Annotated in this window: 31 protein-coding genes; 8 read left to right on the top strand and 23 right to left on the bottom strand. The window is 64.8% G+C overall.

The features are described 5' to 3' along the window. Positions 1–5: 5 nt before the first annotated feature. The 6 genes from dxs to IE126_RS08330 are packed head-to-tail and all read right to left on the bottom strand — an operon-like array spanning position 6 to position 5,257. Positions 6–1,919: a 1-deoxy-D-xylulose-5-phosphate synthase gene (gene dxs / locus IE126_RS08305; RefSeq protein WP_108128466.1), complete on the bottom strand. Its 1,914-nt coding sequence runs from the start codon at positions 1,917–1,919 to the stop codon at positions 6–8. Between the two features lie 31 nt (positions 1,920–1,950). Then, positions 1,951–2,820 (bottom strand): polyprenyl synthetase family protein, encoded by an 870-nt coding sequence (locus IE126_RS08310; protein WP_108128465.1) that lies wholly within the window; start codon positions 2,818–2,820, stop codon positions 1,951–1,953. Beyond that, entirely contained in the window at positions 2,817–3,056 is a 240-nt protein-coding gene (locus IE126_RS08315; RefSeq protein ID WP_054304030.1) for an exodeoxyribonuclease VII small subunit, read from the bottom strand. The genes IE126_RS08310 and IE126_RS08315 overlap by 4 nt, the downstream gene beginning before the upstream one ends. After that, the gene (locus IE126_RS08320) at positions 3,056–3,988 is read right to left on the bottom strand and encodes a histone deacetylase family protein (protein WP_229825333.1); all 933 of its coding nucleotides are present in this window, start codon (positions 3,986–3,988) and stop codon (positions 3,056–3,058) included. Before IE126_RS08320 ends, IE126_RS08315 begins: the two co-directional genes overlap by 1 nt. A gap of 58 nt (positions 3,989–4,046) precedes the next feature. Further along, a complete protein-coding gene (locus IE126_RS08325; protein WP_054304031.1) occupies positions 4,047–4,760 on the bottom strand; it encodes a response regulator in 714 nt (237 codons plus the stop codon). Next, on the bottom strand, positions 4,757–5,257 hold the full coding sequence (locus IE126_RS08330) for a MarR family winged helix-turn-helix transcriptional regulator (protein WP_108128464.1): 501 nt from the start codon (positions 5,255–5,257) through the stop codon (positions 4,757–4,759). Before IE126_RS08330 ends, IE126_RS08325 begins: the two co-directional genes overlap by 4 nt. Positions 5,258–5,408: 151 nt before the next feature. Here IE126_RS08330 and IE126_RS08335 point away from each other — a divergent pair, with 151 nt between their 5' ends. Next, entirely contained in the window at positions 5,409–6,275 is an 867-nt protein-coding gene (locus IE126_RS08335) for a branched-chain amino acid aminotransferase (RefSeq protein ID WP_108128463.1), read from the top strand. Positions 6,276–6,378: 103 nt separating this feature from the next. Here the strand turns inward: IE126_RS08335 and IE126_RS08340 are convergent, their stop codons facing one another. Next, on the bottom strand, positions 6,379–6,807 hold the full coding sequence (locus IE126_RS08340; RefSeq protein WP_054304034.1) for an organic hydroperoxide resistance protein: 429 nt from the start codon (positions 6,805–6,807) through the stop codon (positions 6,379–6,381). Between the two features lie 106 nt (positions 6,808–6,913). Here IE126_RS08340 and IE126_RS08345 point away from each other — a divergent pair, with 106 nt between their 5' ends. Then, positions 6,914–7,351, top strand: coding sequence for a MarR family winged helix-turn-helix transcriptional regulator (locus IE126_RS08345; protein WP_054304035.1), 438 nt, complete (start codon positions 6,914–6,916; stop codon positions 7,349–7,351). Here IE126_RS08345 and IE126_RS08350 read toward each other — a convergent pair. From IE126_RS08350 to IE126_RS08375, 6 genes are all read right to left on the bottom strand, one after another. Further along, entirely contained in the window at positions 7,342–7,527 is a 186-nt protein-coding gene (locus tag IE126_RS08350) for a hypothetical protein (RefSeq protein ID WP_054304036.1), read from the bottom strand. The two genes, IE126_RS08345 and IE126_RS08350, sit on opposite strands and share 10 nt — an antisense overlap. Before the next feature lie 60 nt (positions 7,528–7,587). Further along, positions 7,588–8,634 carry a tRNA epoxyqueuosine(34) reductase QueG gene (gene queG, locus IE126_RS08355; protein WP_229825334.1) on the bottom strand — a complete coding sequence of 349 codons (1,047 nt, stop codon included), beginning with the start codon at positions 8,632–8,634 and terminating at the stop codon, positions 7,588–7,590. Positions 8,635–8,681: 47 nt separating this feature from the next. Continuing rightward, positions 8,682–9,347 (bottom strand): FtsZ-binding protein FzlA, encoded by a 666-nt coding sequence (fzlA, locus tag IE126_RS08360; RefSeq protein WP_054304037.1) that lies wholly within the window; start codon positions 9,345–9,347, stop codon positions 8,682–8,684. A 114-nt stretch (positions 9,348–9,461) separates the two neighbouring features. Then, positions 9,462–10,235: a DeoR/GlpR family DNA-binding transcription regulator gene (locus IE126_RS08365; RefSeq protein ID WP_054304038.1), complete on the bottom strand. Its 774-nt coding sequence runs from the start codon at positions 10,233–10,235 to the stop codon at positions 9,462–9,464. Positions 10,236–10,290: 55 nt separating this feature from the next. Next, positions 10,291–11,070, bottom strand: a complete 780-nt coding sequence (locus IE126_RS26325) for a GFA family protein (RefSeq protein WP_189380702.1) — start codon at positions 11,068–11,070, stop codon at positions 10,291–10,293. Continuing rightward, positions 11,060–11,518, bottom strand: a complete 459-nt coding sequence (locus tag IE126_RS08375; RefSeq protein WP_054304039.1) for a GAF domain-containing protein — start codon at positions 11,516–11,518, stop codon at positions 11,060–11,062. The genes IE126_RS26325 and IE126_RS08375 overlap by 11 nt, the downstream gene beginning before the upstream one ends. An 87-nt stretch (positions 11,519–11,605) precedes the next feature. On the opposite strand from IE126_RS08375, the gene IE126_RS08380 reads away from it, so the two are divergent. From IE126_RS08380 to IE126_RS08390, 3 genes are all read left to right on the top strand, one after another. Further along, a complete protein-coding gene (locus IE126_RS08380) occupies positions 11,606–11,941 on the top strand; it encodes an STAS domain-containing protein (protein ID WP_189380703.1) in 336 nt (111 codons plus the stop codon). A 19-nt stretch (positions 11,942–11,960) separates the two neighbouring features. After that, positions 11,961–12,383 (top strand): ATP-binding protein, encoded by a 423-nt coding sequence (locus IE126_RS08385; protein WP_189380704.1) that lies wholly within the window; start codon positions 11,961–11,963, stop codon positions 12,381–12,383. Positions 12,384–12,597: 214 nt separating this feature from the next. Next, the gene (locus IE126_RS08390) at positions 12,598–14,175 is read left to right on the top strand and encodes a gamma-glutamyltransferase family protein (RefSeq protein ID WP_189380705.1); all 1,578 of its coding nucleotides are present in this window, start codon (positions 12,598–12,600) and stop codon (positions 14,173–14,175) included. Positions 14,176–14,227: 52 nt separating this feature from the next. Here IE126_RS08390 and hspQ read toward each other — a convergent pair whose 3' ends face one another. Beyond that, positions 14,228–14,554, bottom strand: a complete 327-nt coding sequence (gene hspQ, locus IE126_RS08395; RefSeq protein ID WP_108128458.1) for a heat shock protein HspQ — start codon at positions 14,552–14,554, stop codon at positions 14,228–14,230. Positions 14,555–14,765: 211 nt separating this feature from the next. On the opposite strand from hspQ, the gene IE126_RS08400 reads away from it, so the two are divergent. Continuing rightward, positions 14,766–15,350, top strand: coding sequence for a transglycosylase SLT domain-containing protein (locus IE126_RS08400; RefSeq protein ID WP_054304044.1), 585 nt, complete (start codon positions 14,766–14,768; stop codon positions 15,348–15,350). 11 nt (positions 15,351–15,361) lie between these two features. Here IE126_RS08400 and IE126_RS08405 read toward each other — a convergent pair whose 3' ends face one another. Then, positions 15,362–15,961, bottom strand: coding sequence for a LolA family protein (locus tag IE126_RS08405; RefSeq protein ID WP_189380706.1), 600 nt, complete (start codon positions 15,959–15,961; stop codon positions 15,362–15,364). Positions 15,962–16,025: 64 nt separating this feature from the next. Between IE126_RS08405 and IE126_RS08410 the strand changes: the two genes are divergently transcribed. Then, positions 16,026–16,163: a hypothetical protein gene (locus IE126_RS08410; protein ID WP_158640684.1), complete on the top strand. Its 138-nt coding sequence runs from the start codon at positions 16,026–16,028 to the stop codon at positions 16,161–16,163. Here IE126_RS08410 and parA read toward each other — a convergent pair. The 4 genes from parA to IE126_RS08430 all read right to left on the bottom strand — a co-directional run bounded on the left by parA (position 16,160) and on the right by IE126_RS08430 (position 18,994). Then, positions 16,160–16,795: a ParA family partition ATPase gene (gene parA, locus IE126_RS08415; protein ID WP_054304045.1), complete on the bottom strand. Its 636-nt coding sequence runs from the start codon at positions 16,793–16,795 to the stop codon at positions 16,160–16,162. The two genes, IE126_RS08410 and parA, sit on opposite strands and share 4 nt — an antisense overlap. A 57-nt stretch (positions 16,796–16,852) precedes the next feature. Further along, positions 16,853–17,266: a universal stress protein gene (locus IE126_RS08420; protein WP_108128457.1), complete on the bottom strand. Its 414-nt coding sequence runs from the start codon at positions 17,264–17,266 to the stop codon at positions 16,853–16,855. Between the two features lie 103 nt (positions 17,267–17,369). Beyond that, positions 17,370–17,573, bottom strand: coding sequence for a YgaP family membrane protein (locus IE126_RS08425; protein ID WP_054304102.1), 204 nt, complete (start codon positions 17,571–17,573; stop codon positions 17,370–17,372). Positions 17,574–17,641: 68 nt separating this feature from the next. After that, positions 17,642–18,994 (bottom strand): 1-acyl-sn-glycerol-3-phosphate acyltransferase, encoded by a 1,353-nt coding sequence (locus IE126_RS08430; protein WP_189380707.1) that lies wholly within the window; start codon positions 18,992–18,994, stop codon positions 17,642–17,644. Positions 18,995–19,128: 134 nt separating this feature from the next. Between IE126_RS08430 and IE126_RS08435 the strand changes: the two genes are divergently transcribed. Then, a complete protein-coding gene (locus IE126_RS08435) occupies positions 19,129–21,096 on the top strand; it encodes a protein meaA (protein ID WP_189380708.1) in 1,968 nt (655 codons plus the stop codon). Between the two features lie 123 nt (positions 21,097–21,219). Here IE126_RS08435 and lpdA read toward each other — a convergent pair whose 3' ends face one another. The 4 genes from lpdA to odhB all read right to left on the bottom strand — a co-directional run bounded on the left by lpdA (position 21,220) and on the right by odhB (position 24,798). After that, a complete protein-coding gene (lpdA, locus tag IE126_RS08440) occupies positions 21,220–22,608 on the bottom strand; it encodes a dihydrolipoyl dehydrogenase (protein ID WP_189380709.1) in 1,389 nt (462 codons plus the stop codon). 76 nt (positions 22,609–22,684) lie between these two features. Next, positions 22,685–23,080, bottom strand: coding sequence for an MAPEG family protein (locus IE126_RS08445; protein WP_189380710.1), 396 nt, complete (start codon positions 23,078–23,080; stop codon positions 22,685–22,687). Further along, entirely contained in the window at positions 23,077–23,511 is a 435-nt protein-coding gene (locus IE126_RS08450) for a hypothetical protein (protein ID WP_189380711.1), read from the bottom strand. The genes IE126_RS08445 and IE126_RS08450 overlap by 4 nt, the downstream gene beginning before the upstream one ends. 66 nt (positions 23,512–23,577) lie before the next feature. Further along, a complete protein-coding gene (odhB, locus tag IE126_RS08455) occupies positions 23,578–24,798 on the bottom strand; it encodes a 2-oxoglutarate dehydrogenase complex dihydrolipoyllysine-residue succinyltransferase (protein WP_229825337.1) in 1,221 nt (406 codons plus the stop codon). Positions 24,799–24,800: the final 2 nt, after the last annotated feature.

The following is a 24,800-nucleotide window of genomic DNA, read 5'->3' on the forward strand; positions in this document are numbered from 1 at the left end:
GCCGCTCAGGCCCGCTTCGCCACAACAGCAATGCCCAGCGTTTCCAGCACCTTCGCCTCGATCTGCGGGGCGTTCATGCCTGCAACCGCATACATCGCCTCGGGGCTGGCCTGGTCGATGAACGTATCGGGCAGCACCATGGAGCGGTATTTCAGCCCCCGGTCAAACACGCCCTCCTCGGCCAGCAATTGTGCCACATGGCTGCCGAAACCGCCGATGGCTCCCTCTTCCACCGTGATCAGCGCCTCGTGATGCTTGGCGAGTTGCAGGATCAACTCACGATCCAGTGGCTTGGCAAACCGCGCATCGGCCACGGTGCAGGCGATGCCGCGCGCCGCCAGCGCCTCAGCCGCGCGCATCACTTCCGCCAGACGGGTGCCGAAGGGCAAGAGCGCCACGCGTCCGCCCTCGCGGATCAGCCGCCCCTTGCCGATCTGCAAGGGTTGGCCCCGCTCGGGCATTTCCAGCCCGACACCCTCGCCGCGCGGATAGCGGAAGGCGCTGGGGCCTTCGTCATAGGCTGCCGCTGTGGCAACCATATGCACAAGCTCCGCCTCGTCCGCCGCCGCCATCACCACGATACCGGGCAGATTGGCAAGGAAAGCCACGTCGAACGACCCGGCATGCGTGGCGCCATCGGCCCCTACCAGACCGGCGCGATCGATGGCAAAGCGCACGGGAAGGCGCTGGATCGCCACGTCATGCACGACCTGATCGTAACCGCGTTGCAGGAAGGTGGAATAAAGCGCGCAGAACGGCTTCAGCCCGCCCGCCGCCAGACCGGCGGCAAAGGTTACCGCATGCTGCTCGGCGATGCCCACGTCGAAACAGCGCTTCGGAAAGCGTTCGGCGAACAGGTTCAGCCCGGTGCCATCCGGCATCGCCGCCGTCACCGCGACGATCTTGTCATCCCGCGCGGCCTCGTCCACCAGTGCCTGCGCGAAAACCTTGGTATAGCTCGGCGCATTGGACTTGGCCTTGACCTGCACCCCGGTCAACACATCGAATTTCGCCGTGGCATGGCCCCTGTCCGCCGCCGCCTCGGCCGGGGCATAGCCCTTGCCCTTCCTGGTGATCACATGAAGAAGCATCGGCCCGGTCGCCCGCGCTTTCACCGTGCGCAGCAGCGGCAGAAGCTGGTCGAGGTCATGCCCGTCGACCGGCCCGACATAGCTGAACCCCAGTTCCTCGAACAACGTCCCGCCGACCGTCATGCCCTTGAGCATTTCCTTCGCCCGCCGCGCGCCTTCCTGAAACGGCTCGGGCAGCAGGCTGACCATGCCCTTGGCGGCCTGTTTCAGTTCCTGAAACGGAGCCTCGGCATAAAGCCGCGACAGGTAAGACGACAGCGCCCCCACCGGCGGGGCGATGGACATTTCGTTGTCATTCAGGATGACGAACAGCCGCTTCTTCAGATGGCCAGCGTTGTTCATCGCTTCGAAGGCCATGCCCGCGCTCATCGAGCCGTCGCCGATCACCGCGATTGCATCGCCCGGATCGCCGCCCAGGTCGGCCGCCGCCTTGAAACCCAGCGCCGCGCTGATCGAGGTCGAGCTATGCGCCGCCCCGAACGGATCATAGGGGCTTTCGCTGCGCTTGGTGAAGCCCGACAGCCCCCCTTCGGTCCGCAGGGTGCGGATGCGGTCACGCCGCCCGGTCAGGATCTTGTGCGGATAGCACTGATGCCCCACGTCCCAGATCAGCTTGTCGCGCGGCGTGTCGAACACGGCATGCAGCGCCACGGTCAGTTCCACCACCCCCAGCCCCGCGCCCAGATGGCCGCCGGTTTCCGACACCGCGCTGATCGTCTCGGCCCGCAGTTCATCGGCAAGCTGGCGCAATTCACGGTCGCTCAGCGCCTTCATGTCGGCAGGCAGGCGCACGCGGTCCAGAACGGGGGTCTTCGGTCGGTCGGTCATGGCAGCCCTTTGGCTCAGGCGTAGGGGGGCGTCAGCTTTGCCGCGAGATAACGAAGCGCGCCGCCGCGATCAAGGCAGCGGCCCGGTCACCATAGGGGGAAACTGCGGCTTCCGCCTCGGCAATCAAGTCACTTGCGCGATTTTTCGCGCCTTCCAGCCCCAGAAGCGAAACGAAAGTGGCCTTGCCAGCGCCCGCATCCTTGCCGACGCGCTTGCCCGTCGCCGCCTCGTCGCCCTCGACATCCAGAATATCGTCGGCGATCTGGAAGGCGAGGCCCAGAGCCGTCGCATAGGCGCGCAGCGGCGCGGGGTCGGCCCCGGCAAGCACCGCGCCCGCCTCGGCGGAAAAGCAGATCAGCGCGCCGGTCTTGCCGGCTTGCAGTCGGGTGATCTCGGGCAGGGTCAGCGGCGTGGCAGCGGTTTCAGCGGCGATATCCAGCGCCTGTCCCAGCACCATGCCCTCGGCGCCGCTGGCGCGCGCCAGCCCCGCCACCAGCGCCAGCCGCCGGTCAGGCGCCCCGAGCGCCGGGTCACACAGCAGTTCAAACGCCAGCGTCTGAAGCGCATCGCCCGCCAGCACCGCCGTCGCCTCGTCCCATTTCACATGGACGGTCGGCAGGCCGCGGCGCAGGTCGTCATCATCCATGCAGGGCAGATCGTCATGGATCAGGCTATAGGCATGCAGCGCCTCGACTGCCGCCGCAGCGGCCACCGCCGCCTCGGGCGCAATGCCATGCAGCCGGGCCGATTCCAGCACCAGAAAGGCGCGCAGCCGCTTGCCGCCCTGCACCGCATAGCGCATGGCCTGCACCACCGGCACATCGTCCTGCGTGGCCAGCGCCGCATCCAGCCGCGCCTGCACCAGCGCGGCATCCTGTTTCAGCAGGTCGGGAAAGGTCACAGCCCCTCCGCCGGTGCGGTTCCGGTGGCGCGGCCTTCCTGAGCGCGGATCATCTCGACCTTTTCTTCCGCCACGCGCAGCTTGTCGGCGCAATGCGCCTTCAGCTTCGCGCCGCGTTCGTAAAGCGCGATCGACTGTTCCAGCGCCACATCGCCGCGCTCAAGCTGCGTCACCACACCTTCCAGCGCGGCCATCGCCTCTTCAAAGCTCATCTCGGCAATCGGTTTGTCGGTCATCAGGCTCTCCGCATCATCTCATCGACATGGGCGGCAACAGAGGCGCCCAGCGCGGGCAGATCATAGCCGCCCTCCAAGGCGGATACCACCCGCCCGCCACAGACCTGATCCGCCAGATCGCAGATCGCAGCGGTGAGCCAGCGGAAATCCTCCACCTCCCATTCCAGACTGGCGAGAGGATCATCCGCATGGGCATCGAACCCGGCGCTGACAAGGATGAGGTCGGGGGCAAAATCGCGTACCCGCGCCAGCGCAGGGGCCCAGACCGCCCGCATCGCCGCCCCGCCCGAACCCGCGCGCAGCGGCAGGTTCACCACCTGTCCATGTGCGCCGGTTTCCCGCGCGGCCCCCGTGCCGGGGTAAAGCGGCATCTCGTGGCTGGAGACAAACATCGCGCGCGGCTCGTCCCACAGCAGATCCTGCGTGCCATTGCCGTGATGCACGTCGAAATCCAGCACTGCGACACGAGAGAGACGGTGATGATCCAGCGCCCGTTTCGCCGCGATGGCAACGCTGCCGAACAGGCAAAACCCCATGGCCCGCGCGGTTTCGGCATGATGGCCGGGCGGACGGCAGGCGATGAAGGCGCGCTTCGCCTCGCCCGCCAGCACCGCATCGACCGCCGCACAAACCCCGCCCACCGCGCGCAGCGCCGCCGTCAGCGACCCCGGCGCCAGCCAGGTGTCACCATCCAGCATCGCCCAGCCGTCTGCAGGCACCGCCGCCTCGACTTGAGCGACATATCCCGCCGGGTGACAGCGCAACACCTCGTCCCGCCAGGCCAGCGGGGCCGCGCGGCGGTCGAGATCGAACCCGGCCAGGGCCTGTTCAACCGCCATCAGCCGCGCCGCCTGCTCCGGGTGACCCGGCGGTTCGGCATGGCCCAGGCAGTCCTCATGGCTGAACAACAGCATACGCCCGATGTCGGTCATTTTCTGTCCTCAAGTATCCCGGAGGTCAGGGGACACAGCCCCCGAGACCGGGCGCGGATCAATCCGGCTGAAGCATGTAGCCCGCGCCGCGCACGGTTTGCAGATAGCGCGGCTGCTTCGGGTCGACCTCGATCTTGCGGCGCAGCCGGGTGATCTGCACATCCACCGCGCGCTCCTGCGCCTTTTCGGCACTGTCCGCCTCGGTCGTGCCCAGATCACCCACCAGCGCCTCGCGGCTGACCGGCTCGCCGGGGCGGGCCGCGAAGATCCGCATAAGCTGCGCTTCGGTCGCGGTCAGCCGCACCGGCTCGTCCCCGCGCCACAATTCACCGCGCTCCGGGTCATAGCGCACCGCGCCCAGATGCAGCACCTTGGGCACCGCCACTTCGGGCCGTGCCGCCGGCACCCGGCGCAGAATGGCGTTGATCCGCAGCAGCAGTTCCTTCGGCTCGAACGGCTTCACCAGATAGTCATCCGCCCCGGCCTCCAGCCCCTCGATCCGGTTGGCGCTTTCGCCCTTGGCCGTCAGCAGCAGGATCGGCACCCCGCTTTTCGCCCGAAGATCGCGGGTCAGCGCAATGCCATTCTCGCCCGGCATCATCACATCCAGCACGATCAGGTCGAACTCCAGCCCCCCCAGCAACCGCCGCGCCTGTGCCGCATCCCGCGCCACGCTGACCAGAAAGCCATTGCGGATGAGGAATTTCTGCAAAAGCCCCCGGATTCGTTCGTCATCATCGACGACCAGAAGATGCGCCTGCGGTTCCGTCATGCCCCGCCCTCCTTCAAGGTCTGATACTGCCGCCGCTGGTCGGGGTCCATCATCGCCTCCAGAACCTGACGGAAGCCCTGCACCGCCACCGGCCCCGCCGCGCGGTAAGCCGCCCGCATCCGTGCCCGCTGCGCATCGGACAATTCGCGCTCCAGTTCCGCGCCTCTGGCGGTCAGGAACAGATGCCGCTCGCGCTTGTCCTCGCGCCCGACGCGGCTTTCCACCAGCCCGTCGTCGATCAGAGTGCGCAACACCCGGTTCAGGCTTTGCTTGGTCACACCGAGGATCGACAGCAGATTGTTCACCGTCGTGCCCGGGCTGCGATGGATGAAATGGATCGCCCGGTGGTGCGCCCGCCCGTAATCCATCCCGTCCAGAATGCGGTCGGGATCAGCCGTGAAGCCGCGATAGGCGAAGAACATCGCCTCAATCCCCTTGCGCAGCTGCTCGTCGGTCAGAAACAGCAGGCTTTCGCCACCCGATGCCGGCTCACTCATCACGGCTCCCCCTCACTTCGGTGCGAAGTTACGTCAGCCTTGTTGACTTTCCAAGATGCAACTGTTAGCGAAACGCAGTTTTTACGCAACTTTATGTCCACAGCGGGCCAAAGTGGCGCAACTTTTGGAAAATGGCCCTGAGGAGGCTTCGATGGCTGGCTATGATGACCGCGATGGCAAGATCTGGATGGATGGCAGGCTGGTGGAATGGCGCGACGCCAATGTCCACATCCTGACCCATGCACTGCACTATGCCTCGTCGGTATTCGAGGGCGAGCGGTGCTATAACGGCAAGATCTTCAAATCGACCGAACATTCGCAGCGCCTGCTGAAATCGGGCGAGCTGCTGGATATGCCGGTGCCCTATACGGTCGAACAGCTGAATGCCGCCAAGGACGAGGTGCTGGCCGCCAATGGCCTGACGGATGCCTATGTACGCGCGCTGGCCTTCCGGGGCGCAGGCGAGGAAATGGGAGTGGCAAGCCTGGGCAATCCGGTGCGCGTTGCCATCGCCTGCTGGAGCTGGGGCGCCTATTACGGCGACGCCAAGATGAAGGGCGCCAAGCTCGACATCGCCAAGTGGAAACGCCCCTCGCCCGAAACGATCCCCACTGCCGCCAAGGCAGCCGGGCTCTACATGATCTGCACCATGTCAAAGCATGCGGCACAGGCCAAAGGCTGCTCTGACGCGCTGTTCTTTGACTATCGCGGCTATGTGGCCGAGGCGACGGGGGCCAATATCTTCTTCGTCAAGGATGGCGAAGTGCATACGCCGCTCCCCGATGCAATCCTGAACGGCATCACCCGCCAGACCGTCATCGGGATGCTGCGCGCGAAAGGCATCACCGTGCACGAACGCCATATTCAGCCTTCGGAACTGGAAGGCTTCCAGCAATGCTGGCTGACCGGCACCGCAGCCGAGGTTACCCCCGTCGGCCAGATCGGCGATTATATGTTCGAGGTGGGCGCCCTGACCCGTGATATCGCCACCGAATACGAGGCGCTGGTCCGGGCCTGAGGGAGGAAGGGCGTCTGCCGCGCTGCGATGCACGCGCCTCCCCCCAAGGATATTTGCAACAAGGCGAAAGGCCCGGCTCTCTCAGGAGCCGGGCCTTTTCACATCAGGCCAGAATGGTCACCACATGAACATTGCCCTTGATTGCATTCGAATAGGGGCAGATGAAATGCCCGCGCTCGACCATGCGCTGCGCGACCTGGCGCTCCACCCCCGGCAGATGAACCGTCAGGGTCACCGCGATCCCAAAGCCACCTTCGGCGCGCGGTCCGATACCGACCTCGGCCTGAACCGTCGCTTCCGCCGGAACCTCGCCAATCTTCTCGTTGCTGGCCGCGAACCGCAGGGCGCCCAGATAGCAGGCCGCATAACCCACTGCGAAAAGCTGTTCCGGGTTATTGCCCTTACCCTCGCCCCCCATTTCCTTCGGCACGCTCAGCGTGACACCCAGCGCACCGTCCAGCGTGGCGGACTGCCCGTTGCGACCACCGCCCTTGGCTTCGGCGGCGGTGCGGTAAACGATCTCTTTGACCATCTTCTCTCTCCATTTCTATCTTGCACGATAATATCGCACAAGATACATGCTTCGGACGATGCGTCAATCCCTTGCGATTTAATCGCGCACGATTTACATTTACGGAATGACCCAGCCCCTGCCGCTCTCGCAGCTTCTGTGCTTCGCTCTGTATTCCGCCAGCCACGCCGTTCAGGCGAGCTACAAACCCCTGTTGGATCGCATGGGGCTGACCTACCCGCAGTTCCTCGTACTGACGCTTCTATGGGAAACCGATGATCAGCCGATGTCCCGGCTTGCGCAGGCGCTGCAACTGGAAAGCAATACGCTGACCCCGATGCTCAAACGCATGGAGTCAGCGGGCTTTCTGACCCGCAGCCGCGACGCGCAGGATGAGCGTCAGGTGCGGCTGCGGCTGACCGAAAAGGGCCTGGGCCTGCGGGCAGAGGCGACAGAAATCCCGGCCTGCTTTCTGGCGCAAAGCGGCCTTGACCCCACGACGATCCGGTCTTTGACCGACGAGATCGCGACACTGCGGGACAGGTTGCGCGCGGCTCAGACCTGATCGCCGCGGTCAATCCGCAGGTATTCGGCGGCGCGGCGGTTCGCCACGGGCTTCTCGGTGGGGCGCCGGCGCAGCCCGTCCCACAGCTTCTCGCTGCCATCATGGTCGATACGCAGGAACTGCCGGGTCCGCCCGCCGTCCGAGGGCTTGCGCTTGTCTGCAAGGTGCTTGCTCATGGCCATCTCCTCCGGTTGCCTTAAGGCAATATAGGACCGAATCGGTCCCTTCCCAACCCCTCAGCACCGCGAAAGGCGATCAACCGCCCAGGCGGCGGCCTCGGCCACAACAGGATCCGGGTCTGCAAGCAGGGCACTGGCGGCCCCGCACAGCGCGACCTCGCCCGAGTTCCCGATAGCATAGAGGACATTGCGCACGAAATGGTCCCGCCCGATCCGCTTGATCGGGCTGCCCGCGAAACGCGCACGAAACGCAGTGTCATCCAGCGCCGCCAGTTCCGCAAGCTCGGGGGCGCCAACGCGTGGCTGATAGCCCGCGTCCCGCGCCGCCTGCGCGAACTTGTTCCACGGGCAAACCGCCAGACAATCATCGCAGCCGTAAATCCGGTTGCCCATCAGGGCGCGCAAATCCGGCTCCACCGGCCCTTTGTGCTCGATCGTCAGATAGGAAATGCAGCGCCGCGCATCCAGCTGATAGGGCGCAGGGAAAGCGCCGGTCGGGCAGATGTCCAGACAGGCACGGCACGATCCGCAATGGCTGACCTCGGCCACGTCCTTCGGCAGATCCAGCGTGGTGAAGATTGCGCCCAGAAAGAACCAGCTGCCCAGATCACGCGCCAGCAGGTTGGTATGCTTGCCCTGCCATCCCAGACCCGCAGCCTGCGCCAGCGGCTTTTCCATCACCGGCGCGGTATCGACGAAAACCTTGATCTCGCCCCCCGCCTGGTCCAGCAGCCAGCGCCCCAGCCGCTTCAGCCGCCGTTTCACCAGATCATGATAATCCTTGCCCTGCGCATAGACGCTGATCGCCGCCCTTTCGCGCTGCGCCAGCACCGCCAGCGGATCAACCTCGGGCGTATAAACCTCGGCCAGCATGATCACCGATCGCGCCTCAGGCCAAAGCGCCGCCGCCGACCCGCGCCAGCCCTCGCGCTCGGCCATCCAGCCCATCTGCCCGTGCCGTCCGGCGGCCAGAAACGTCCGCAACCGCCCGGCCGCTTCGGGCACGGCATCCGGCGCGCAGATCCCGGTCTTGGAGAAACCCTCCTCCACCGCCCGCGCGACCAGACGGTCCTTCAGCACCGAAGGTTCCATGCCCTTGCTCATTGCCCAAATACTCCGGGGGTCCGGGGGCTGGCCCCCGGCGGCCGGGTTCAGAAATCCAGATCGGCGTAATGACCGGGCTGAGTGAAGCCGGGCACCTGATCCGCCAGCAGGGTGCGGAAACTCGGCCGGGATTTCAGCTTTACATACCAGTCCTTCACCACCGCATGCCGGTTCCAGTCGACATCCGAGATATAGTCCAGACAGCTCAGATGCGCGGCAGCCGCGAAATCGGCCAGCGTCATGCTGTCGCCCGCCAGCCAGCGGCGCTGATCAAGGAGCCACGCCATGTAATCGAGGTGATACTTGATCCGGCTCGCTCCGAACTTCACCGCCTTGCTGTCGGGGTAACCCGTGCCCTGCACCTTGCGGTTCACCCGTTCATACAGCAGCTTCGAAGTCACCTCGTTGTGGAACTTGTCGTCAAACCAGTTGCACAGGCGGCGCACCTCATAGCGCGCGTCCACATCGCGGGGCATCAGCGCGGGCGTCGGATAGGCCTCTTCCAGCCATTCGCAGATCGCCTGGCTTTCGCTCATCAACCGGCTTTCCATCCGCAGCACCGGCACCTTGCCTGCCGGGTTGCGGCGCAGGAAATCGGGTTGCTGCTCCCAGTAACGCTCCTCGACCAGCTCCACCTCAATCCGTTTCTCCGCAAGGGTCAGGCGGACCTTGCGGCAAAAGGGGGAAAGAGGAACGTGATACAGTCGGTTCATGATGCGGTCCGGGGTCTGGTCCCCCCGGTGATATCGCCCTCCGCGCAGGGGATCAATGCCACATGGCCTGCTTTGCGGGCTCGCCCGCGCGCCCGGCGGCCTGCCGCGCGCGCCTCACCCGGCAGATTGCACCGCCACATGCACCTCGGTGCCCCAGTCGCGGCAGCGCTGCATCAGCGCCTCTGGCAGCGGGCGGTCGATGAAGATCGCGTCGATATCGGCAAGGCTCGCCAGCCGGGCCGGGGCCGAACGTTCCAGCTTCGACGCATCGGTAACCAGATAGACCCGGCGCGACTGCCGAATGATCGCCTTCGAAACCCGGACCTCGTTCAGGTCATAGTCCAGCAGGTCGCCATCAGGGTCGAGCGCCGAGATGCCGATGACACCGTAATCGACCTTGAACTGCTCCATGAACTGCGAGGTCAACTCCCCCACCAGCCCGCCATCGGACCGTCGCAGCGCGCCGCCCGCCACCATGATCTCGCATGAGGGGTTGGCCACAAGGATATTGGCCACGTTCATGTTGTTGGTGACAACGGTGATTTCGCGGTGATGCAACAATTCGCGGGCCACCGCCTCGGTCGTGGTGCCCAGGTTGAGGATCATCGAGCAATTGTCGGGGATCGCCTGCGCGCAGGCCCGGCCAATCGCGGATTTGGCGCCCCCATGCATCCCGCGCCGCTCTTCATAACCGATATTGCTGACCCCGGCCCGGATGACCGCCCCGCCATGAACCCGGTCCAGATGCCCGGCCTCGGCGAGTTCCGTCAGGTCGCGGCGGATGGTTTGCAGCGTCACGCCAAAGCGTTCGGCCAGGGTTTCGACCACCACGCGGCCTTCGCTGCGCGCGATGGCCAGAATTTCGGTCTGCCGGAAACTCAGCGCCACGGGCACCCTCTTGGTTTGCTGTCGTTCCGCACTGTCTGCGGCGCGGGGCGGCGCGTCAAGGCTCGGCCCCTGCGAACTGCGGCACGGCATCGTCGAGGCTGTAGTAGTCGCCCCGCTCGGCCACGAAGATATGCGCGGCCAGTTTCCCGCCGGTCGGCCCGTCCACCGCACCGGCCTCGACCGAAAACGCGCCATCGGTGGCCCGGAACCACAGGCCTGACCCGCAGGAGCGGCAGAAGCCGCGTGTGCCACCCGCCGCGCTGCGGTATTCCGCCAGCCCGTCACGGCGCTGCCAGTGGACACTCTGCTCGGGCACATCGAAACTGGCGCTGAAGTGACCCGAAGCCTTGCGGCATTGCACGCAATGACAGGCGGTGATCGGCCCGGAGGGTGCGGGCAGGTCAAAGACGCAGTCACCGCACAGGCACGAGGCTTTCAGGCGGGCGCCCGGCGTCGCAGGTGCGGCGGTGCTTTCGGCATAATAGTCGCCGCCATCTTCGGTGAAGATATGCGCCTCGGTCTGCAAGCCGGTCGCAGTTTCCAATGCGCCAGGTGAAAAGGATATCCGCGCTTCGCCCTCGGGCTGCCAGAACAGCGCAGCCCCGCAACCGCCGCAATGCCCGCGACGCGCCGTCGGGGAGGAGCGGTACCAGACAAGCCCATCCGCCCGGATCAGCCGGAACCTCTCGTGTGGCACCGAGGATGCTGCCCAGTAATGCCCCGAGGTCTTGCGGCACTGGGTACAATGACAGGCGACCACATCGCGCAGCGGCGTTTCCACCTCAAAAACCACCGCCCCGCACAGGCAGGCGCCACGGTGAACCTCATTCGGCATGGCGGAACACATCCTCCAGAATCGTCGTCAGATGACGGACATCGGTTTCGGTGAAGGCCGCCTCGGTATTGCTGTCCAGATCCAGCACCCCCAGCAGGCGCCCCGCCCCGTTGCGCACCGGCATCACCAGCTCCGACCGGGTGGTGGACGAGCAGGCGATATGATCGGGGAAGGCCTCGACATCCGGCACAAGCTGCACCTCACCCGTCCGTGCCGCCGCGCCACAGACCCCGCGACTGAACGGTATCACCAGACAGCCATGCCCGCCCTGATAGGGACCGATCTTCAGAAGCTCCGGCCCGGTCACGCGGTAGAACCCGGTCCAGTCCGACAGAGGATGCCCGTGATGCAACTCGCAGACCACCGTCGCCATCAGCGCCACGGTATCGGTTTCACCCGCGCATAATGCCGCGATGCTGCGCGCGAGTTCTGAATAATCGGGTGTCATCGGGCCTCCTGAAATTGCCGGCTGGCGCTTACCGGATGCTAACGAACGCGCCGTAACCTGCAAGCCATCGGCAGAAGGAAGCGGAACATGAACCTGTATGCAAGGGAACTGGCGGACACCCTGGTGGTCGAGGTGGGCGAAGACCGGATCGACGCTGCCTGCGCGATCCAATTCAAGGATGCGATGCGCGAACTGGCGGGCCGGGCGGGGACGCGCGTGCTGATCGACATGTCGCGCGTGCGGTTCCTCGACAGTTCCGGCCTCGGTGCCGTGGTCGCCGTGATGAAACTGCTTGGTCCAGACCGACGGCTGGAACTTGCGGGACTGACCCCCGCCGTGGACAAGGTGTTTCGTCTGACCCGGATGGACAGCGTTTTCCTGATCCACGCCGATCTGCCTGCCGGATTGCGGGAGGCGGGCTGATACGGGATGCCGCAATCGCATGTCTGATCCTGCCCCGATCTGCCTGCGCATCACCGCAACCCCGGTCGAAGTGCGTGCGGCCCTGACCGGCCTGATGACCCGGCCCGACCTGACCGGCGACAGCGATTTCCGGCAGCGCCTGGAAATCGTTCTGGCCGAAATACTGAACAACATCGCCGAACATGCCTATCCCGCCGCACCAGGGCGGATCGGGCTGTGTCTGTCTCCCGGTGCAACGGGCATGATCTGTCAGGTGATCGATTACGGCCTGCCGATGCCGGGGCTTGCCGCCCCTGCGGGCCACCCGCCCCCCATGACGGAGGCAAACCTGCCGGAGGGCGGCTTTGGCTGGTTCCTGATTCGCAGCCTTTGCGCCGGGTTGACCTATCGTCACCGCAACGGTCAGAACGATCTGACACTGATCGTGCCGTGGCATCAATGAGCGCACAGGGGGCGCATTGCCTGTCCGGCGGAAAAAATGCCGGAATGCCGCCACAATCTTCGCCCAAAAGCGCCGCAGCATTCTGCCAACAACGCGGTGTAGCTGCACAAGGCTTCCCTCGGCGCTGTGAGAAAGCCCCCACCCAGATCGCGGCGCCGAGGCTCTTCCCCTTCCTGTTCGCGCGCCCTAACCTCGCTGCAAAGCGGAGGGTCAGATGCGTGATTTTCAGAAACCCGGACGATCGGCAGTACTGGCCAGCAATGGCATCTGCGCCACCTCGCATCCGCTGGCGGCGAAGGTCGCGCTGGATGTGTTGCAATCCGGGGGCAATGCCGCCGATGCGGCCATCGCCGGGGCGGTGCTGCTGGGTATTTGCGAACCGCAGATGACCGGGATCGGCGGCGATTGCTTCATCCTGATGAAGCCCGCCGGGGAAGAGCGGGTGATCGCGCTGAATGGCTCGGGCGCCGCGCCGGCAGGTCTGTCTGCCGATGCCCTGCGCGCCAGAGGGCTGACGGCCATGCCAATTCACGGCATTGACGCCGTGACGTTGCCCGGCGCGATGGATGCCTTCTGCCGGCTCAGCGCCGATTGGGGCCGGATCGGGCTGGCCGAGGCGCTTGCCCCCGCCATCCGCTATGCCGAGGAAGGTGTGCCGGTCGCCCCGCGCGTCGCTTTTGACTGGGCCACAGATGCGGCGGTTTTGCAGGGCGAGGCGCGGCGGCACTTCCTGCTGGACGGCGGTGCCCCGAAAATCGGTCAGATCTTCCGCGCGCCCGGTCAGGCCGAGGTTCTGCGCCGCGTTGCCCGCGAGGGGAGGGCCGGGTTCTACGAGGGCGAAGTTGCCGAAGACATGATCGCCTCGCTGAATGCGCTGGGCGGGCCGCATACGATGGACGATCTGGCCGGGGTGCGAAGCTTCTATACCGATCCGGTCGCCGCCCCCTACAAAGGCGCCGAGGTGATCGAACATCCGCCAAATGGCCAGGGCGCGACAGCGCTGCTGCTGTTGAACATCCTGTCGCATTTCGATCTGCCCGCCATGGCCCCCTTCGGGGCCGCCCGCGCCCATATCGAGGCAGAGGCCGCGAAGCTCGCCTATGACGCACGCAACCGTTTCCTGGCCGACCCCGACCATACGACACGGCTGGCACATATGCTGGCGCCCGAAACCGCGGCCCGGCTGGCGGCGCTGATCGACCCGCGCCGCGCCAGTGCCAACCCTGCGGCCCTGGCCGAGGCGGTTCACAAGGACACGGTTTATATCACCGTGGTGGACCGCGACCGCATGGCGGTTTCGCTGATCTATTCGATCTTCTGGGGCTTCGGGGCGGGGCTTGCCTCCACCAAATTCGGCATCAATTTCCAGAACCGCGGCGCGGGCTTCAGCCTGACACCGGGCCACCCGAACGAGGCGGCGGGTGGCAAGCGCCCGATGCACACGATCATCCCCGGCATGCTGGCCGAAAGCGGCCGCGTGACCATGCCCTTTGGCGTCATGGGCGGCGCCTATCAGCCTTGCGGCCATGCCCGGCTGGTCACCAACCTGCGCGACTACGGGATGGAGCTGCAGGAGGCTATCGACGCCCCGCGCTGCTTCACTACGCCGGAAGGATTCACGCTGGAGCGCGGCTATGATCCGGCGGTTGCTGCCGAACTCGCCGGGATGGGGCATGCGGTTCAGACGGCCGAAGAGCCGATCGGCGGCGCGCAGGCCATTCTAATCCACCCCTCGGGCGTTCTGGAAGGCGCGTCAGACCCGCGCAAGGACGGCTGCGCCCTGGGGTATTGAAAGCTCTGGGGTATTGAACCTGACCGGAACCAGCGGGACCGCCCGCTGCGTCTCAATTCAGGTTGAATTGCAGCGGGTAACGCCCGTCCTCGAAATCCCCGAACAGATCGTGCAGGTCGGGGTGATCCACCGGCTCGCCCGTTTCGTCCGGGATCAGGTTCTGCTCTGACACATAAGCGACGTAATAGCTTTGGTCGTTTTCAGCCAGAAGGTGATAGAAGGGCTGGTCCCGCTCCGGGCGGCTGTCCTCGGGGATGGCGGCATACCATTCCTCGGTATTCGAGAACATGGCGTCCACGTCGAAAACCACCCCGCGAAACGGGTGTTTCCGATGCCGCAGCACCTGGCCGAGATGATATTTCGCCTGCGCCTTGAGCATTCGTGACGGACCCCCTTTGGCGACTCCTAATCCTTTGATCGCCTCAGGTCCACTGGGCGCGGGTGATTCGGGGGGAAACAGTCTGTCAGGCATCGACCCACAGTTTGCCTGTACCGCTCGCGGAATACTGATGTGAAATCCTGCGGCGCCCCATTTCCCCCCCGCCGGAAATCGCATATCCTTGCAAAAAACAAAGACACGCGAGGGGCAGATGAGCAGACTTCTCCGTGCGTCGATCCTTCTTCTTCTCCTCGCCTCCTGCGGCGGGGGCAGCAGGTTTGCGGCGCCACGCAATCTCGACGATGCCTGTGCGATCCTGCGGGAGCGCCCGGAATACTACCGCGCCATGAAGGCGACGGAACGCCGCTGGGGTGTGCCGGTGCATGTGCAGATGGCGACCATCCATCAGGAAAGCAAATTCATCGGCAATGCCCGCACCCCGCATCGTTTTGCGCTGGGGATCATTCCGATGGGGCGGCAAAGCACGGCCTATGGCTATAGCCAGGCGCTGGACGGCACCTGGGAAGAGTACCAGAAGGAAACGCGCAACGGCCGGGCCAAGCGGGACCGGATCGACGATGCGACCGATTTCATGGGCTGGTACATGGATGGCACCGAGAAACGTCTGGGCGTTTCCAAATGGGATGCCCGCAGCCAGTATCTTGCCTATCATGAAGGTCGCACCGGCTTTGCCAATGGCAGCTACAATGCGAAAACCTGGCTGGTTGACGTGGCGAACCGGGTGCAACAGCGCGCCGACAATTACGCCTCGCAGCTTTCCGGCTGCGGAAGATAAGAGGGCGGCGCCTAGTTGCGCCGCTCCATCTCCAGCGGGATATCGAAGAAGCCGGGCCTGAAGCTGCGGCCCTTGGCCATCTCGCCCAGGATCACAGTTGTCGTGCTGCCGGCGTCATCGGTGATGATCCACTGGCGCAGTTCCACCGGATTGGCGGTAAACACCATTTCGATGCTGCCGTATTCCGGGTGCTTCGGGTCTTGCGCCACGACGCGCGTGGTATTGCCATCTTCGCGGTGGCCGATCACCATTTTCGCCTGCGCCAGGTCAACATTCTTCGCCAGGATCAGGTTCAGCGGTGTCTTGGCCAGCGGATATTGCTCTGGCGGCTGGTTCGACTTGCGGTCGAAGATCGCCACATTGCCGGAACTGGCCAGCACCAGCGATTTGTCGGGGGGCGCGTATTCAAACCGCACCCGGCCGGGGCGCGAGATATAGATAGTGCCGGTGCCGATGCTGCCATCGCTGTTCACCTGCGTGAACTGCGATTCAACGGTGGTCAACCCGTTGAGGTATTTCGACAGGGCGGAAAGCGAAATCTTCTCGGCCTGCGCGGGCAGGGCGAAGACAAGCGCGGCGAGCGGGGCCAGAAGGGCGGAACGAAGCATCATGGCCGCAATATAGTCGGCTCTGCGCGGGCGAACATCCCCCTGCGCGAAAGCGTGATGCAGCGATATGCACGGAACCATCACGGCCCCGCGAACGTTGCCAGTTCAGCAACCGACGGAGGATAAGATGAAAGGTATTCTGGCCTGGCTGATCGGCATTCCGATCCCGCTGATCATCCTGCTTTACCTGTTCGACGTGTTCTAGGTTTCGGCCCCGAGGTCGAGTTCGTCAAGAACCTCGGCCATCAGCGCGCGCGCCTCGGCCGCCGCGGCGCCGCGCCCTTCCGCAACCCCCAGCCCCTGCCCCAGCGTTTCGGCAAAGGCCACCCGCGCCGCAAGTCGCGACTTCGCAACCCGCGCCACGCCCTCGGCCGCCCTGGCGACATCCTCGGCCAGCCGGGTGCCTGTATTCATGCGATTGAGCACGATGAGCGCCCGCCCGCTTTCCCGCGCCACCAGATCCAGCACGCCATCCGTAGCCCAAAGATCCACATGGCTGGCCGCAACCGGCACCAGGACGAGATCCGCCTCGCGCAATGCTGGGCGAAGATCGCTGTCGACCTTGGGCGGGGTATCGACGATCACAACGTCATGGTGCGCGCGCAATTTCTTGCATTCATAGCCGACCCCCCAGGCCGAGGCGGTTGAGAAATCCATGTCCGGCTCGCCCAGTCGGTCGAGCCGGGTCATGAACCAGCGGCCAAGGCTGCCTTGTGGATCGCTGTCCACCAGCGCGACATCCAGCCCCTGCCGCACCAGACAGACAGCAAGATTCGCGGCAAGCGTGGTCTTGCCCGCCCCGCCCTTCTGCTGTGCGACCGTGATGACCTTGCCCATCCGATTCCCCCTTATTCTGCGATGCAGCATAACGGAAACCGGCCGGGGCAAACAGCGTCAGCGTGCCACAGTCACCGTGCAATGCGCACGCGCCATGACATCGGCAGCAACTGACCCCAGCATCAGCCGCGAAATTCCGCGCTTGTCGCCGGTGCCGACGACGATGTGGTCGTAGCCATTCTGTTCTGCATAATGGACGATGCCCGCCGCAGCCTCGCGGCTGACGATATCGACGCGCTTGACGTCCGGCGCGCCGTGCTGACCGGCCAGTGCCACCGCCGCATCAAGCAGCGCCACGACTTCGGCATCGGTCCAGTGATGGATCAGCGGGCCCTTCGCGCCGCCATGGGCCACATTGACGACGCAGATCGACAGCGCGGCCCCTGATTTGGCCGCCAGTTCGGCGGCATAGGCAACGGCGATATTCGAATGGTCGGTGCCGTCGGTCGGGCACAGGATCTTGTGGGTCATTCAATCCTCCTCATGTTGCTCGCGCATTATACTACAATGCAACAAATTTTCACATGAGGATTTTGCGCCCGCCATGATCTGCGTCAAGCGGGCGAGGATTTCCTTACTGGAAGGCGCAACCGGCCTTGATGCCGAAAGCACGGAAGATCATGGCCGCAGGGCAGAAGCCGGTAAACGACGACTGGATCAGGTTCGCGCCGATAAAGACGGTGAACCAGACGAAGTAGGGCGACACCCAGACGGTCAGCGCGACGCTGAGCAGCACCATCACGCCGGCGAAAAGGAAGATCGTGCGATCAAGGGTCATGTGAAGCTCCATCTCCATGGGCGCGAAATGCGCCCTTGCGACTCAGATAGCATGTCACATAAACAAATTCAACTTATTGAATTTGAAATCCGCTGCTCCACGGTGCCCGCCTGAAAGGCCAGCAGCGCCATCTGGTCCGCAGGCACCTGCCCCGCAGCATCCATCATCCCCCGCATCCGCAAAACCTCGAACGCCCCGACCAGTGCTGTCTCCGGGGCCTCACCCAGTTCCATCACCGCGCCTTGCGCGCGCAGATCTTGCGCCAGCGCCATGGCCCGCGACACCAGTTCCGGCACGGCTGCCGCCCCTTTGCGCAGGGCGGCGGCGGCCAGAGGCACCGGCAGCACCGGCACAGCCTCGCCCACCCGCTGCATCAGGGCCGTCCCCAACGCCTCGGCATCGGCGGGATGCGTGGCCAGCCAGTCCCGCAGGGATATCGGCGCCCCGAAAGCCACCCCGGCATGGCCAAAGCCGGAATAGGTGCCCTTCCACTTGCGCCGCGCCATACGCCAGAGGAACCCCAGCACCCCCAGCGGGCCTGCCCGGAACCTGCGTTCCCCTTTGGCCGCCGCCTCGACCAGCAGCCGATCTTCCAGCACCCGGTCATATCCGATGCCAACCGGCACGAACACCACATCGCGATGGTCCGGCCCAAAGTCCTGCAAGATGTAGGAAAGCAACCCCATTCGCGCCGCGCCAACCCGGCCATCAAGGCTCAGGCCGCCCTCGGGGAAAATCGCCTGCGTCACGCCTTCGGCGGTGATGATCTGCACATAGCGCGCCAGCACCCGGCGATAAAGCGGATCGCGCGAGCCACGGCGAATGAAATAGGCGCCCATCGCCCGGATCATCGCCGACAGCGGCCAGACGCGGGCCCATTCCCCCACCGCATAGCTCAGCGCCGAACGGTTGGCGACGAGCCAGGTGACCAGCACATAATCCATATTGCTGCGATGATTCATCACGAAAACCACCGTCGCCTCACGGTCGATCCCGGCCAGCGCCGCATCCACCGGCCGCACGCGCACCGTGTAAAGCGCCCGGCTGAGCCAGCGCGCCAATCGCGTCGCCACACCAAAATAGACCAGCGCCGAAAAGCCCGGCACGATTTCACGCGCGGCCTTACGGGCAGCCTCGAAGGCGACCGGCTCGGGCGTGCCGGTTTCCTGCGCATGGTCCATCGCGGCCTGCATCACCTTGGGATCATAGGTCAGCTGCACGATGCGATCCGCCCGCGCCATAAGGCGGAACGGGCGGATCGGCCGCGCCAGATGGATATTCAGCCGCGCCACCAGCCGCTCGGCCCGCCGCCGCAGGAACCAGCGTGCCGATGGCATCAGAACCCGCTCCAATGCGGCCACGGCGGCAAGGGTCAGGGCCAGCACCACCAGCCAGAGAGGAAGCTCTACCGTTTCGGTCATAGCCTGAACCTAGGCCATCGCCGCATCTGCGTAAATCCGGCCATGCTGCGACGCGGCGAATTGACAATGCCATAATCTTTCCCGCATATCTTCGTTCAAGCAATAAAATTGCCAACCCGATTCACGAGGCCGCCATGACCGAAGCCAAGAAAGATGCCCCCTGGCTGTTCCGCACCTATGCGGGCCACTCCACGGCGAAGGCGTCGAATGCGCTTTACCGCACCAACCTCGCCAAGGGGCAGACCGGGCTTTCCGTCGCCTTCGACCTGCCCACCCAGACCGGCTATGACAGCGATCACGAATTGTCGCGCGGCGAAGTGGGCAAGGTCGGCGTGCCGGTGAACCACCTGGGCGACATGCGGGCATTGTTCGACCAGATCCCGCTGGAACAGATGAACACCTCCATGACGATCAACGCCACGGCGCCCTGGCTGCTGGCGCTGTACATCGCGGTGGCCGAGGAACAGGGCGCCGATGTATCGAAACTGCAAGGCACCGTGCAGAACGACATCATCAAGGAATATCTGTCGCGCGGCACCTACATCTGCCCGCCGAAGCCCAGCCTGCGCATGATCACCGATGTCGCGGCCTATACGCAAAAGCACCTGCCGAAATGGAACCCGATGAACGTGTGTTCCTATCACCTGCAAGAGGCGGGCGCGACGCCCGAGCAGGAGCTTGCCTTTGCCCTCGCCACCGCCTGCGCGGTGCTGGACGACCTCAAGGGCAAGGTCACGCCCGAGGATTTCCCGAACATGGTGGGCCGCATCTCGTTCTTCGTAAACGCGGGCATCCGCTTTGTCACCGAAATGTGCAAGATGCGCGCCTTCGTGGACCTGTGGGATGAAATCCTGCTCGACCGCTATGGCATCACCGATGCGAAGTATCGCCGTTTCCGCTATGGCGTGCAGGTCAATTCGCTCGGCCTGACCGAACAACAGCCGGAGAACAACGTCTACCGCATCCTGATCGAGATGCTGGCGGTGACGCTGTCGAAAAAAGCCCGCGCCCGCGCCGTGCAATTGCCCGCCTGGAACGAGGCGCTCGGCCTGCCCCGTCCCTGGGATCAGCAATGGTCGCTGCGCATGCAGCAGATCCTCGCCTATGAAACCGACCTGCTGGAATATGGCGATCTGTTCGACGGCAACCCGGCGGTGGACGCGAAGGTCGCGGCCCTGAAACAGGGCGCGCGCGAAGAACTGGCGCAGATCGACGCCATGGGCGGTGCCGTCGCCTCCATCGAATACATGAAGGGCCGTCTGGTCGAGGCCAATGCAGAACGCATCGCCCGGATCGAAGGCAATGAAACCGTGGTGGTCGGGGTGAACCGCTGGACCGAGGCCGCCCCCTCGCCGCTGACCGCCGGCGATGGCGCCATCATGGTGGTGGATGAAGCCGCCGAGCGCGACCAGATCGAACGCCTGACCCAATGGCGCGCAACCCGGGACGAGGCGGCGGTCAAGACCGCACTCGCCACCCTGCGCGAAGCCTGCGCCGATGGCCGCAACGTCATGCCCGCCTCCATCGCCGCCGCAAAGGCCGGTGCCACCACCGGCGAATGGGGCACCACCGTGCGCACCGCCTTCGGCCAGTATCGCGGCCCGACCGGCGTGTCCAAGAACCGCTCCAACCGCACCGAGGGGCTGGACCCGATCCGCGAGGCGGTGTCGGCCGTCTCGTCACGCCTCGGCCGGCAGCTCAAGTTCCTGGTCGGCAAACCGGGGCTCGACGGCCATTCCAATGGCGCCGAACAGATCGCCGCCCGCGCCCGCGATTGCGGCATGGACATCCACTACGATGGCATCCGCCTGACCCCTGCCGAAATCGTCACCGCCGCAGCAGAGCAGGAGGCGCATGTCGTCGGCCTCTCGATCCTCTCGGGCAGCCACCTGCCGCTGATCGCCGAAACAATGGAGCGCATGAAGGCCGCAGGCCTCGGCAACATCCCCGTTGTCGTCGGCGGCATCATCCCCGAGGACGACGCCGCGAAACTCCGCGCCATGGGCGTCGCCGCCGTCTATACGCCGAAGGATTTCGAGCTGAACCGCATCATGCTCGACATCGTGGCGCTGGTCGATCCGACGCCGGTGGCGGCCGAATAACCCGAAGCGCCCTTGCTTCTTGCCCAAATACTCATCTTCCATGGCCCGCATCGCGGGCCATAATACTGAAAACAGCAACGCCCCGGACATCAGTCCGGGGCGTTTCCGCTTGATAAGCGTCCCTCAGGCGTGGATCGCACCGTCACCACAGGCCAGCGCCGCCTCGCGCACCGCTTCCGAATAGGTCGGGTGGGCATGGCAGGTCAGCGCGATATCCTGCGCCGAGGCGCCGAATTCCATCGCCACGCAGACCTCGTGGATCAGATCGCCCGCACCGGGGCCGATGATGTAGCAACCCAGAACCCGGTCGGTTTCCTTGTCGGCCAGCATCTTGACGAAACCATCAGCCTGGAAGATCGCCTTGGCGCGCGCATTGCCCATGAAAGGGAACTTGCCAACCTTGTAGGCACGGCCCTCGGCCTTCAGTTGCTCTTCCGTCTTGCCGACCGAAGCCACCTCGGGCGCGGTGTAGATCACGCCGGGGATGACATCGTAATTCACATGGCCATGCTTGCCGGCCAGAACCTCGGCCACCGCCATGCCCTCGTCCTCGGCCTTATGGGCCAGCATCGGGCCGACCACCGCGTCGCCGATGGCATAGATGCCCTTCACGCTGGTCTGGAAATGGCTGTCGATCGTGACCTGCCCGCGCGGCTCCATCGCCACGCCCAGGGCTTCCAGCCCCAGACCGGCGGTATAGGGTTTGCGGCCGGTGGCGACCAGCACGGCATCGGCCTCGATCTCATGCGCGCTTTCGTCCTTGCGCAGCTTGTAGGACACTTTCGCGCCCTTCTTGGTGCGCTCAGTGCCCTGCACCGCCGCGCCCAGCACGAATTTGATGCCCTGCTTGGCCAGCAGCTTCTGGAAGCTCTTGGCCACTTCGGCATCCATGCCGGGGGTGATGGCATCCAGATATTCGACCACGGTCACCTCGGCGCCCAGACGGGCATAGACCGAGCCCATCTCCAGCCCGATCACGCCCGCACCGATCACCACCAGCGATTTCGGCACCGATTTCAGCGACAGCGCGCCGGTGGAGGTGACGACCACCTCTTCATCCACGGTCACGCCCGGCAGGCTCGCGGGTTCCGAGCCGGTGGCGATGACGATGTTCTTCGCGGTGTGAACCTCGTCGCCGACCTTCACCTGACCGGCGGCGGGGATCGAGCCCCAGCCCTTCAGCCAGGTCACCTTGTTCTTCTTGAAAAGGAATTCGATGCCCTTGGTGTTGCCGTTCACCACGTCCTGCTTATAGGCCTGCATCTTGTCCCAGTCGACTTTGACCTTGGCACCCATCAGGCCCATCTTTTCAAAGTTTTCATGGACTTCGTGCAGGTTATGCGTCGCGTGCAGCAGCGCCTTCGACGGGATGCAGCCAACGTTCAGGCAGGTGCCGCCCAGCGTCTCGCGCCCTTCGACCACGGCGGTCCTGAGGCCCAGTTGCGCACAGCGGATGGCGCAGACATAGCCGCCGGGGCCGCCGCCGATCACGATCACATCGAATTCTGCCATTTCGGTCTCCTTTGGTGTCGAGCGCCGGGGGCTGTCTGCCCCCGGACCCCCGAGGATATTTATACCAAGATGAAGGTCAGGTCAGGCTGGCCACAATCATGGTGAGGGTTGCGAGGAAGCCCAGGCCCCAGATGGCCGAGCGCCAGGGGCGCCAGCCGAAGGCATAGGCCGGAACGTAGAGGATGCGGGCGCCGAGGTAGACCCAGCCACAGGCCGCGGTCAGGCCCGAGGCCTTGCCGCCCAGCGTGACCACCACGACCGCGAGGGTGAACAGGATCAGCCCCTCGAAATGGTTGTTCAGGGCGCGTTGCAGGCGGGCGGTGGTCTGCGAGAGTTGCCGCGACGGCGGCCGGTCCCGCGCCGAGGAGGTATACCCCGTCCCCAGCTCGCGGTTCGCCGGGATGGCGAAGAGCAGGTATTGGACGGCCTGGAGCAGGCCTGCGAGGGCGAGGGCGGTGAGTTCGGGAGTCATGGCGTTATGCTTTCAGCCATTGATACACGTTTTGCACGGATCGCAGAAATTCCGAAAAAGATCGCCGCAAGAAATGACAGCGCTGGAAACTGCCATCCGGGCGGAAACCAGTTCGGCGCCCATGATGAAGCCAGCCGACTCGACGCGATAATGATAATGGCCAGTTGCAATAACCGGCCCTGTTTCCCCGCGTACCGGCTTGCCCAGAGCAAGAGGAAGGGCAAAACACAGGCAATGGAGATCAGTGTGCCCCCCGCTGCGGTTCCCAAGGCGCCAGAAGCGCGGAAGTCAGGAAACGGCAAGACCATGGCGACCGTAGCGCCCGCATAGATCACGGCGATCAGCGTCAGCAGAATACTGTCACGATGGGCAGGAACCATGGTCTCCACCACGAACTTGGCTGGATGGGCAATATACGGCATCTCGGCCATACCCGTTACGGTCATTGCAGGGCGGGTATTATCGCCCTGCAATTGTTTTGGTGTACAGGGGCCTGATCACAGATCCATCAACAGGCGGCGCGGGTCTTCCAGCGCTTCCTTCACGCGGACGAGGAAGGTCACGGCGCCCTTGCCGTCCACGATGCGGTGATCGTAGCTCAGCGCGAGATACATCATCGGGCGAATGACGATCTGGCCGTTCACCACCACCGGGCGGTCCTGGATCTTGTGCATGCCAAGGATCCCCGACTGCGGCGGGTTCAGGATCGGCGAGGACATCAGCGAGCCATAGACGCCGCCGTTCGAGATGGTGAAGCTGCCGCCCGCCATTTCGGCCATCGACAGCTTGCCGTCGCGGGCGCGGACGCCCAGTTCGGCGATCTTTTTCTCGATCGCGGCAAAGCCCATCTGATCGGCGTCACGCACCACCGGCACCACAAGACCCGAGGGCGTGCCCACCGCCACGCCCATGTGGACGTAGTTCTTGTAGACGATGTCGGTGCCGTCGATCTCGGCATTGACTTCGGGCACTTCCTTCAGCGCGTGGCAGCAGGCTTTCACGAAGAAGGACATGAAGCCGAGCTTCACGCCGTGCTTCTTCTCGAACACGTCCTTGTATTCGTTGCGCAGGCCCATGATGCCGGACATGTCCACCTCGTTATAGGTGGTCAGCATGGCGGCGGTGTTCTGGCTGTCCTTCAGGCGACGCGCGATGGTCTGGCGCAGCTTGGTCATCTTGACGCGCTCTTCGCGGGCGGCGTCATCGGCCGGGACGGGCGCGCGCGGCACCGAAACCGGGGCGGGCGCCGGGGCAGCAGCGGCAGAAGCGACGGCCTTGGCCACGTCTTCCTTCATCACACGGCCGTCACGGCCCGAGCCCTGCACCTGCGCGGCGGAAATCCCCGCCTCGGCCATGGCTTTCTTGGCCGAAGGCGCATCTTCCACGTCCTTGCGGGCAGCCGGGGTTTCCGGCCCTGCACCGGGCGAGTTCACCGCGGCGGCGGCTTCGGCTTTCGGCGCGGGCGCGGCAGCAGCGGTGGCGCCTTCGTTGATCGTCGCCAGCAGTGCGGCCGCAGCGACGGTTTCCCCTTCTTGTGCGACGATCTCGCCCAGCACGCCCGCGGCGGGCGAGGGCACGTCGAGGCTCACCTTGTCGGTTTCCAGCTCGCAGAGGATTTCATCGACGGCAACGGCATCGCCCGGCTTCTTGAACCAGGTCGCGATGGTCGCTTCGGTGACGCTTTCGCCAAGGGCGGGAACGCGAACTTCAACGGTCATTG

The organism is Gemmobacter nanjingensis (genome assembly GCF_014652195.1).
In the GTDB taxonomy this organism is placed as follows: domain Bacteria; phylum Pseudomonadota; class Alphaproteobacteria; order Rhodobacterales; family Rhodobacteraceae; genus Gemmobacter; species Gemmobacter caeni.